This window comes from Maridesulfovibrio ferrireducens (assembly GCF_016342405.1).
Classification (GTDB): Bacteria; Desulfobacterota; Desulfovibrionia; order Desulfovibrionales; family Desulfovibrionaceae; genus Maridesulfovibrio; species Maridesulfovibrio ferrireducens_A.
Genome location: NZ_JAEINN010000023.1, coordinates 22,656 through 31,770, shown reverse-complemented (window position 1 = coordinate 31,770; position 9,115 = coordinate 22,656). Strand labels below are relative to the sequence as shown.

Here is a 9,115-nt window from a genome sequence, read left to right as displayed (position 1 = left end):
AAGCAGCGTTTCTTGGGTAATGATGATGTCGGTATCTTCGTTTGTGGTTACAACAACCGGAGTGCTGGTCGGCGCATGGTTTACTGTTTCTGTTTGACCCTTGTCAGTCCCACCAGTGTCTGTGCCATCGCCTTCTTCTGCTTCTTTATTGGTATTAAAAGCTGCATCGGCCGTGTCGAAAGAGCCTCCCTGTAAGTCCCTTTCGGTGGAACTCATTCCGTCACGCGGGGTTTCTTTCTGTCCTTGGAGAGACTCTTGGCTGTCGAAGAGTTGTCCCTGCATATCAACGTATACACCGGCTCCACTTCCACTGGTTCCGGTATTGGCTGCGGTTTCTATTTCATTAGAGTCTTGAGAAAAAGCGAAAAGATATACGTTACCTGGTATTTCTTCTCCATCTTCGAGCACAAAATCAGGTACCAGCTCTTCTTTCGCAAGCGGCAGGTATCCTTCAAGTATGATGATTCCATTATCTTCAGATGAAATAACTAGGTCGTCACCGTTTCCAGTGAATGTCGCGTCTGAATAATTGAATCCAAAATTGAAGGAGGTGGTCTCGTCAACTTTGTATATTACAGACTCGCCTTTGCCGGGAAGATTTATGGTTTTATTGCTGATATTTTCAGGATTCATATTTTTCTCTTTTTTTGATGATCTTGTCCGAATCTCTTGTGCTGTGTCGAAAAGTAGCTTCGGATTAAAATTTTATATTTAACTTACTATCTGTTCGTAATTCTATACAAAAAAAATAGTGTTTTTTATATCCTTCACACAGCAAGTTTTGCGCGAGTGAAAGCGAAACACTTTTATTGTTGAATATATTGCTCGCATGCACAGAAGCATCTCGGCAATTTTCGTTTCGGCTTTATTATGGACTTGAGCAGGATTATTGAGCATTGCATAATGCCAGAATTGCAGTATAATTCATTCATAAAGACCCCTTTTTTAAATTCCCCTTAGTAAAAATAATTATAATGATAGTAATGTTGAGTCAATATCAATTGTGTTATTTTTTAAGGAATTAAAGAGGTTTACTCTTAAAAGGTATATAATATGGCTGGGGTTGTTTTAAGCTGAATTGTTTTGAGTAGTTAAATTTTCCATCGCAGCCTTAATGATATGTTCATGCGTAACAGTCATCCCCGGCTTATATTTGTCAGTCAGCCCCCATATGTCAGGTTCGATTTCTTTAAGAACCCCGTAGCAACACAGATATTTATTAGCGTGATAAATTCTACATTCCAGTTTAGTTTGGTGTGTCCTGCCTGGATTATTCAAATATTTAGACGCTTTTTCAGTAAGATAAAGGTGGTTAACGATATGTTCTGTTATTTCCAAAAGGTGAGCTGAACCGCCAAGCGATTCAAGTACTCTCAACACTGGAGTCATTAAGTCATAAAATTTGGGAGTATTTATCATAAATCACCTGAGTTATTATTTGGATAAATATAAATACAGTATTTCAAAAATATTTCAAGTGTAAAATGAATTTTGTCCTAAAAATGTGATGACAGTCTGAAACTATGGGATTCGTGACTATGAGGGGCATAAATGTAGGTTTTTTGAAAAAAACGCCCCCCCTTGCCGGAAAACCCGGGGGGGAGAAGGGGGGCGTGATGCTGTCGTAAATAGCGTATAAATTACGCAGCCAGAGCTGTCAGTACAACTTCTTTTTTATCACTGAATGTCAGTGAAAAATCTTTACCGTGTTTAGCCAGAAAGTCTTTTTCAGCAACAAACGGAACTTCATTTATTTCAATCTGTACGTCTTCATCTTCATCAGCTTCATCAATGCCCAGACCGAGCACTATTTTAGCGTGTCAGCCTCCGCCTAGTTTGTATTCGCGCAGTCTCACACAGCTGTCGTCATCTTCATCTTTAAGCATGGCCTGAAGTTTTACCAGCATTTCGTCCGGTACGGTAACGGTAAACATATTTATTTCTCCATTATGGTTATTGTTAGACCATGACGGGCTGCAGCCCGTGCTTGGCAAATCTTTCCAGAACTATGTCCAGTTCTTCCGGCGTGTATTGTGATACCTGCGGAAGAGCTTTGCTAAGTGCTAAATATTTGCTTTGTCCAAAGGCATGACACGGCATAATTTCAATTTCGCTTCGGTCGAATTCCTTTAAAAAATCTGCCATGGCAGCGATATTTTCATCTGAATCGTTCATGTTCGGCATCAGCGGCATACGTAAATGTACTTCTTTGCCGGAACTCAAGGCAGCGTGTAGATTGCGTAGAATTAATACATTATCCTGGCCGGTTAATTGCCGGTGCTGTTCCGGGTCCATGTGTTTACAGTCGAACAAAAACAGATCTGCAAGTTCGATGGTTTTGTCGAAACGTTCTGCCGGGCAGAATCCGCAAGTATCTACAGTTACATGGAAACCTTCGTTATGCACGGCCTGCACCATCTCCAGAAAGAATTCTCCACCGGAAGTAGGTTCGCCGCCGCCGAAAGTTACACCGCCGCCGGAGTTTTCATAGAATAGGGAATCCTTGCGTACGGTATTCATCACTTCTTCTACGGACATCATTTTGCCTGACATTTCGCGGGCTTTGCCGGAACACGATTCGGTACATAGGCCGCAGTGAGTACACTTTTCTATGTCGCGTCCGAATTTTCCGTCTAAAGGGATTACGGCTCCGTTGGGACAAACATCTGCACAGATGCCGCAACCGGTACACTGCTTTTCAAAAAACATCATTTGAGGCGTTGTTTTTTGTGATTCCGGGTTACTGCACCACAGACAGGTCAGCGGGCAGCCTTTAAGAAAAATAGTGGTACGCAGTCCCGGTCCGTCATGAACGGACATGCGTTGTATGTTGTAAATCATTCCCTGATTCATCGTATCTCCGCGGGTGTTTTTGTGGTGAAATCGCACAGAGATAAGGAGGGGGTCTCTGTGCGATTTCAAATGGTCGGTTTGATCTTTAAGTTTTTATGATGCGTATTCTGTACGTTTGATGATTTCGTTCTGTACGCCGCAATCTAGTCTGGTGAAGTAGGCACTGAAACCGGCAACACGGACAACCAGATCAGAATAATCTGTTGGGTCGGCCTGTGCGGCTTTGAGGGTTTCGGAACTTACGCAGTTGAACTGGATGTGTGAGCCGCCGAAATCGCAATATGTCTTGATCAGGGAAATCAAGGTGCGGGTTCCGTTGGGGCCGTCCAGTACTGCGGGGGAGAATTTCACGTTGAAGTGGTTTGCGCCGTAGCGGACTGTGTCGATGGCTTCTGCGCCGGACTTGATGAGGGAGGTAATTCCTTCATGGTCGGTGCCGGGCATTGCGGAAACACTACCGTCGGTCAGAGCTACTCCGGCTTTACGTCCGTTAGGCAGGGCACCCATGAGCGCTCCGAAGTAGTTGTGGTATGACAAGGAATATGCATCCAGAGGAGTCCTGTAGCCGAAGCAGTCGGGGCCCTGAGCATGATGTATTGAGTCTACATCTCTGTAGTATTGCTGAACAAATTCCTGTACTTCCGGAACGTCGTTACCGTGTTTTGGAGCTTCGAAGCACATTTTACGGATATCTTCGCAGCCTTCAAAGTTTGATTTGATAGCGTCAAGCAACTGCTGCATGGTCAGTTGTTTTGTTTCGAAGACCAGATATTTGATGGCGAGCAAGGAGTTCGCGGCATCAATACCTGCGGTCATAATAGGGTTGACCTGAGGATAGCGGGTGCCGCCTGCTTCTTCGCAGATACCTTTTTCGATGCAACCGTCGTACATGGCGGAGCGGAAAACGCTTGGAACAACCTGAACACGGGCCATTTGGCTCAGGTCAGAATGTTTTCTGGACATGTTGAAGAGATGATCGAGCTGTATCTTGTATGCTTTGTACACGTCATCGAAAGTTTCGAATTCAGCAGGATTTCCGCTTTCTACGCCGACTTTTTTCTTGGTGACGGGGCATTTTCCGTTGTTGAGCATCAGTTCGACAACTTTGGCTAGGCAAGGCTGATCTTCCTGAGTGATAAAGCTGCCCTTGCCGCATATACCTGTGGAAACGCAACCGTAGTTACCGCAGTTTCTGGCATCTTCCAAAGTGATGCCTTCATCATACTGAGCGAAACGAGCCAGTGTGCGCTGAATAACTGCATTGTTGTTCAAAATCTGAGGCTGACCGGAACCGCCGCGGATACATTCTGACACTTTTTTGAGATAAGAATCTTTCATCTTAGGATGATAGAGCAAAGTCAGCGTAGGCTGAATGTTCTTCATCTGAATCTGGGTTTCAAGGAGCAGTTCCTCCAACTCGGTGCTGGCGTCGTTGCCGTCTTTGTCTACGCCGCCGATGGTGATGGACTGACCAGTGTGACCGGAAAGGGTCAGTGCGTATGAGTTACCCTGATATTCTGCCAGTTCAAGGTGTTTGATCCACTGGAATTTGAGGAGAGTCAGTACCTGTTCGCGGGTAAGGTTGCCTTCGTCGATATCTTTCTTGAAGAAAGGGTACATGTACTGACCATAGCGACCGGGGGAAGTTGCGCAGGCCATCTGTTCGATTTCAATTGCAAGATGGATGAACCAGAAGGACTGGATAGCTTCACGGAAGTTGCGTGCTGGGTGTTCAGGGACGCGGCGACAGATTTCAGCAATTTCCAGCAGTTCAGCTTTGGCTTTAGGATCGTTTTCTTCAACGGCGGTTTTTTCAGCCAGATCAGCATAACGGTGGGAGTGGGCAATGACTGCTTCAAAAGTGACGAGCATAGCACGGTACAGGTCATGCTTTTCTTTGTTCTGCAAAGTGGTAGGGCAGTTTTCAAAGCGGGATTTTACATCATTGATGAGCCAGCGCAGACCTTTGTTCAGCATCAGAGGGTAGTCAGCAATACCTGATCCACTGGCAACGCTGACGTTTTCATAATACATGCCGCACTTGGCAAAGTTTTTAGGATTGATGCCGTATTTATCTTTGAACATTTTGTTGTTCAGGTCGATACAGGTGCGTCCTTTCCAGCTTTTATATGTTTTTTCCAGCAATTCTTTAGTTTCGCTGGGTATTTTCATTTCACCGAGAGATGCCATTTTAGCCATCTGCATTTCTTCTTTGATCCATGCAACGTTCCATTCAGGATATGCGTATACACCGGCACGAACACCAGTCAGTGTGCCGACAATGGGGTTGCCGTCTAGGAAGATATTTTTCTTGGTCAGAACACGCTCAAAAAGTTTAGCGCGGATATAGAAAGTGGATTCACCACGGAATTCTTCATAAACTTCATTCAGAAATTGCAGACGTTCGGGGTCCATAACCTGAGGAGCAGACATCAAAAAATCTTTGAGTTCTTTAACTCGTGGTTCCGCTGTATTCCAGTCAATGCCGTAACCTTTAGGTGTAGCAGTCTGGTTTTCTGAGTTTGTTTTTGCAGAAAGTGTATTCATTTCTATCTCCTATCCTTGTTGTAATTTTTTTTCTGAAGCAGGGTGAAAGATGGAATTCGTTCGTTTGTTACTTTTCTCACTAGCACGGGGTGTGCCAGATTTAGAGATATGCGGTATTTTTCAATTAAACATCTGTAAATATTGATTTTCTAGTTTTTTAGTGAGTTTGTAATTAGTTTAAGGAAAGAACTTTTTCGATAAAATTTTTTCATTTGATAAAAATTTCTTTTCAGTCTAGATAGCAAAAGAACAGCTTAAGGCGGCGAAAGACCCCGCCAGCACTCAAATAGTCGAGGTTGTGAAATTTGTATTTCAATAAAGAAAAATTTTTTGATATCAGCCGTAAAGACGTGTTGAACCCATCCATGACCGCTATCTGGGATGACATGGGTATTGGTGTCGCAGTGGTGAATGGTGACGGTATTTGCGAATATATGAACCCTATTCAACGCAAAGCTGACGGGTTCAGACTCATTGATGTGGTAGGCGAACACATTACAAAGCTGTACGTGCCGTATGAGCTGGAGTGTATTCCTACCATTGAATGTTTACGGAAGGCTGAGCCTGTCCTGAAGAAGTCTTATTTCTATAAAACAACGAATAATTTTCTAGCCAGCACTGTTTCGGATTTTTTCCCACTGTTTGAACGCGGCAAAAAAGATGGCGTCATCGCTTTTACCATCTGGACCGGTACATCTCCTTTGGTGGAGCATAAGTCCCGTCCCGCAAAATCTGCTGCGCCCATAAAAAAAACTTATGATTATTATACATTCGACAGTCTTGTCGGCGAAGACGAAGCTTTACTCGACGTTCTAGTTGAGGCTCGTGCTGCGGCTAAATCTCCTTCACATGTGATGATCTGGGGAGAAAGCGGAACCGGTAAGGAAGTTTTTGCGCAGGCCATTCATGCTGAAAGTGCGCGGCGTAACCAGCCACTTATTGCTGAAAACTGCGCCGCTATTCCTGAAAATCTACTTGAAGCAATTTTATTCGGTACGGCTAAAGGTGCCTACACAGACGCTGGTGACAGGCCCGGTCTTTTTGAAGAGGCCGACGGTGGCACATTGCTTTTGGATGAACTTAATTCCATGCCGCTTGGTTTGCAGGCGAAGCTGTTGCGCGTGCTTCAGGAAAAGAGGGTGCGCCGTTTAGGTTCGCGCACTGAAATTCCTGTGGACGTGCGGGTTATCAGCATTTTGAACGAATCTCCCCTTAATGCCGTGGGACAGGGGATTTTGCGTAGTGACTTGTTTTATCGTCTTGCTGTTGTGGGTATTGCTGTGCCTCCGCTCCGTCATCGTAAAAAGGATATTCCGCTATTGATGCGAACTTTTATAGAAAGTTCTGAACAGAATCAGGGCGGCAAGCCGATAGGGGTAGACCCTGAAATTTTACAGATGTTTTTTGATTACGATTGGCCGGGTAATATTAGGGAATTACTGCATGTTATTGAGGGTAGTCTGGCTTTGCTCGGGGAACGATCTTCTATTGAACGGTGTTGTCTGCCTCTTCATTTCCGTGAAGCGTGCAAAGCTGTAGGTTCCGCACAGGGGCCGAAGCATATGGAATCTTTGCAGAGGGCGGGAGAAACTTTTCTAACCGGTAAAGATTATTTTGATTACTCCGGGATTAAGAGGAACAGTGTGGTTCCGCTTAAAAATTGTATGCAGGAATATGAGGCACAATGCATTCGTAATGTGCTGGAGGTTACTGGAGGTAATGTGGCTAAGGCAGCCCGTATCCTGCAAATTACCGGAGCCGGTTTGCGTTATAAAATAAAATTGCTTGATGTAGAAATAGATTAATACAGTTGTAATCGGTAAATTTAAAAAAAATCAGGTCTGATGCGTATTTTATGCACATCAGGCCTGATATTTTTTTGATATTTTTTCAAACGGAGGAAGTTTATAGCATGGAGCGCAGAATGCAGACTGAACCGGCCAACACGATGATGCACATTAGCACACGTCTGAAGGTTGCAAGGTTTATGTGTTTTACAACTGGAAATGCGCAAAGAGTCCCGATTATGGTGGCTGGTATTCCGTACATGGCATATTCCAGTACGTGCGGAGTATATAATCCTGCGCCAAATTGCAGGGCGCAGGTCATGGAGCCTCTGATGACGAAGAATACACCTAGTGTTCCGAGAAATACGCGAGGTTGCCAGCCGACATACAATCCGTATGCCCCGATGGGTGGACCGTCGAAGGATATAGCTGTTCCGAGGAGTCCAGCTCCGAATCCGGCTGCTCCGCCGCGCGCCCATGACTCGCTTCGGGCTTCTTTCACTTTATATGTGTGCTGCCAATAGACGTAGTAGAGCAGCAATGCACCAACTCCCCCTTGTAATACAGCCCCTGAAACATATTGAAGAATAAATAGTCCGGCAAAGGCTCCGGGCAGAGACCCGACCAGCATGGGCCACAACGCAGACACGCGACAGTAGCGGAAGTGCATACAGGCGATACAGCCGTCCATGACAACATTCAATATGCAGCTGAGCGGGATAAGCTCATGCATGGGGATGAATATGGAAGCGATCGGCACCGCGACCATGGCTCCGCCTATGCCGCTGACGCCGGAAACAAATCCGCCGATAAGCCACGCGAAGAAAACAAAAATAGATATGGAATCAGGCATCTGACATTTTCTCCATGCTGAACGGCTAGCGTGCTGTCAGTTTTGTTTCACAATCCTGCAAAGAAGCGTAGCCCAGTTTGCGCATCAGCAGTTCGTAACGTTCCCGCACAAGATTGCGGAGTTCCTGTTGCGCTGATTTCATGTAATCGTAGTACTCGATTATTGTTGCGATGGAGTAAGTCTGGAGTTCACAGCCTAGATAACGGCAGAAACTCTCATGTCCATCGGGCTGGACACTTCTGGGAAAATGCGCCGCGACTTCTTTGCGCCATTCACTTTCAATTTGAACAATCTCTTTTATTTGCGGTGCGTTGCTGATGGTCGGAATTAATGATTCCATTAGGGCATATTTTTCGGTCATGAAATTACGGCCTTCTTTTTCAGCCTGTTCGAGATCACATTTATAGGAGTCTAGAAAGGAGTCCGGCAGCACGCCGTGGGTAATTTCCCGCATGATGCGGAAGGATTCTGGGAGTTCTTGACACTGCGATGTGCCTCCGCGGTTTTTTACTGCCAGAAACATGTTTAGCTCGCGGTCGATAATTTCACTGATAAGAGTTTCGCGGTATTTATTGGTCATAATGTCCTCCCGGATTATTATGAAATATTGTGAGTGCGGTATTAATAGTCATTGTCCGGTTTGTTCAAATGAAAAAAAGAACTTGCGGGCGCTGTGCAAAGCCGGTGCCGTTTAAGCTTTTAGTTCCATCTATAAGGTAGGAGATTTCTTTTGTTTCGTATTTGTCTAATATAATTGATAAATATCATGTGTGTGTTTTTATGATTTTTTTGGTACCAACTACTGAGTCTGTTTCGTACAGAAAAAAAGAATCAAAAAAGAAAAATTTTTTAAGAAAAAGATACATATTTTTTAAATCTATATTTGTACTTTTAGGTTCTTTCTTAAAAAACTCTTTATTTTTAATGGTATATGGCAATGGTGAATAAATTCACTAACTGGCACCCTATTTGCTTTATGTCGAGGCAGTAGCTGGCAAAGCTGCTTTCAACTGAAGTGCTGAAGGGTGCAGAGGTTTCGTTCACCTCTCTACAGTCAAAGAAAGGTCAATTGCCG

The 9,115-nt window shown here is 44.5% G+C and carries 8 protein-coding genes; 1 reads left to right on the top strand and 7 read right to left on the bottom strand.

The window, feature by feature from the left end; translation table 11 throughout:
- The 5 genes from JEY82_RS17880 to JEY82_RS17860 all read right to left on the bottom strand — a co-directional run.
- Window positions 1-633, bottom strand: a 633-nt coding sequence (locus tag JEY82_RS17880) for a hypothetical protein (protein WP_304088181.1), incomplete at its 3' end; no start/stop codon positions are given.
- A gap of 435 nt (window positions 634-1,068) precedes the next feature.
- Window positions 1,069-1,419 carry a winged helix-turn-helix domain-containing protein gene (locus JEY82_RS17875; protein WP_304088179.1) on the bottom strand — a complete coding sequence of 117 codons (351 nt, stop codon included), beginning with the start codon at window positions 1,417-1,419 and terminating at the stop codon, window positions 1,069-1,071.
- Between the two features lie 221 nt (window positions 1,420-1,640).
- Entirely contained in the window at window positions 1,641-1,808 is a 168-nt protein-coding gene (locus tag JEY82_RS17870) for a hypothetical protein (RefSeq protein WP_304088176.1), read from the bottom strand.
- Between the two features lie 151 nt (window positions 1,809-1,959).
- On the bottom strand, window positions 1,960-2,853 hold the full coding sequence (locus JEY82_RS17865; protein WP_304088173.1) for a glycyl-radical enzyme activating protein: 894 nt from the start codon (window positions 2,851-2,853) through the stop codon (window positions 1,960-1,962).
- Window positions 2,854-2,946: 93 nt separating this feature from the next.
- On the bottom strand, window positions 2,947-5,400 hold the full coding sequence (locus tag JEY82_RS17860) for a glycyl radical protein (protein WP_304088171.1): 2,454 nt from the start codon (window positions 5,398-5,400) through the stop codon (window positions 2,947-2,949).
- 305 nt (window positions 5,401-5,705) lie between these two features.
- Between JEY82_RS17860 and JEY82_RS17855 the strand changes: the two genes are divergently transcribed.
- Window positions 5,706-7,205, top strand: a complete 1,500-nt coding sequence (locus JEY82_RS17855; RefSeq protein ID WP_304088168.1) for a sigma-54-dependent Fis family transcriptional regulator — start codon at window positions 5,706-5,708, stop codon at window positions 7,203-7,205.
- Window positions 7,206-7,305: 100 nt separating this feature from the next.
- Here the strand turns inward: JEY82_RS17855 and JEY82_RS17850 are convergent, their stop codons facing one another.
- Together JEY82_RS17850 and JEY82_RS17845 are read right to left on the bottom strand one after the other, a co-directional pair.
- Window positions 7,306-8,040 (bottom strand): sulfite exporter TauE/SafE family protein, encoded by a 735-nt coding sequence (locus JEY82_RS17850; RefSeq protein WP_304088166.1) that lies wholly within the window; start codon window positions 8,038-8,040, stop codon window positions 7,306-7,308.
- A 25-nt stretch (window positions 8,041-8,065) separates the two neighbouring features.
- Entirely contained in the window at window positions 8,066-8,620 is a 555-nt protein-coding gene (locus JEY82_RS17845; protein ID WP_304088164.1) for a DUF4125 family protein, read from the bottom strand.
- Window positions 8,621-9,115 lie beyond the last annotated feature (495 nt).